Source organism: Burkholderia sp., assembly GCF_018375725.1.
GTDB lineage: Bacteria > Pseudomonadota > Gammaproteobacteria > Burkholderiales > Burkholderiaceae > Burkholderia.
Genome location: NZ_JAHACR010000515.1, coordinates 1 through 1442, shown reverse-complemented (window position 1 = coordinate 1442; position 1442 = coordinate 1). Strand labels below are relative to the sequence as shown.

General features: G+C 69.4%; 1 protein-coding gene. It reads right to left on the bottom strand.

All coding sequences use genetic code 11. The annotated features are described in order from the left end of the window. Window positions 1-51: 51 nt before the first annotated feature. The coding region (recJ, locus tag KH616_RS24980; protein ID WP_292254923.1) for a single-stranded-DNA-specific exonuclease RecJ at window positions 52-1442 on the bottom strand (1391 nt) is incomplete at its 5' end.

Sequence of the window (1442 nt, the reverse complement as noted above, 5' to 3'; positions counted from 1 at the left end):
CACGCCTTGCGTGCCCTGTCAGGCGCGGCGGCGCGCTGCCGTTATGCCCCTTTATGCGGCCGCGTGCTCGACGATCAGCTGGACGCGGGTGACGCCGTTCCACGTGTCGGCAACGAGACGGTATGCGACGAATGCGCGCGGCGGCAGCGGCTCGGTGTGGTTGAACCAGATTGCGTTGAAGCGCTGGCGCCCGCGCGCGAGCTGCAGCTTCAGGTGCTTGTCCTTCACGAGCGACTGCGACACGACGTCGAATTCGCCTGAGAAAAGCGGGGCCGGAAAACCCTGGCCCCATACCGCGCCGTCGAGCAGCTCGACGAACTGCGGCGTGAAATACGCATCCTCGAGCTCGCCGTCGGTCTCGATCACGCGGGCCAGCGCGTCGTCCGACAGCCATTCGCGTGCGACGGCTTCGAACGCGGCGGCAAAGCGCGGCACGTTTTCGGTATCGAGCGTGACGCCGGCCGCCATGGCGTGACCGCCGAACGCGACGATCAGGTCGGGATCGCGCTTCGACACGAGGTCGAGCGCATCGCGCAGATGGAAACCGGGGATCGATCGCCCTGAGCCCTTGACGCGCGTGCCTTGCTCGTCCGCGTGAGCGAACGTGAACGACGGCCGATGGAATTTCTCCTTCAGCCGCCCGGCGACGATGCCGATCACGCCTTGATGCCATGCGGGGTTGAAGAGGGTGATCGTGCAGGCGTCGGCGGGGTCGACATCGGCGAGATCCGCAAGCGCCTGCTGCTGCATCCCGGCTTCGATCTCGCGGCGTTCGCGGTTCATCGCGTCGAGCTGCTGCGCGAGTTCCCACGCGCGGCCGATGTCGTCGGTGATCAGGCACTCGATGCCGAGCGACATGTCGGACAGCCGCCCGGCCGCGTTCAGGCGCGGGCCGAGGCCGAAGCCGAGATCGAAGCCCGACGCGGCGCGCGCGTCGCGGGCCGCCGCGCGGAACAGCGCGGCGATCCCCGGCTGCATTCGGCCGTTGCGGATGCGCTGCAGACCCTGCGCGACGAGCACGCGGTTGTTGCCGTCGAGCCGCACGACGTCGGCGACCGTGCCGAGCGCGACGAGGTCGAGCAGGCCGTCGAGACGCGGCTCGGCGTCCTTGCTCGCGAACGCGCCGCGGCGGCGCAGCTCGGCGCGCAAGGCGAGCAGCACGTAGAACATCACGCCGACGCCGGCGATGTGCTTGCTCGGGAACCCGCAGCCCGGCTGGTTCGGGTTGACGATGGCGCGCGCGGCGGGCAGCGCGTCGCCGGGCAGGTGGTGGTCGGTCACGAGCACGTCGATGCCGCGGGCGTTGGCGGCTGCGACGCCGGCGACACTCGCGATGCCGTTGTCGACGGTGATCAGCAGATCCGGCTTGCGCGCGGCTGCCAGCTCGACGATTTCGGGCGTGAGTCCGTAGCCGTATTCGAAGCGGTTCGGCACGAGATAGT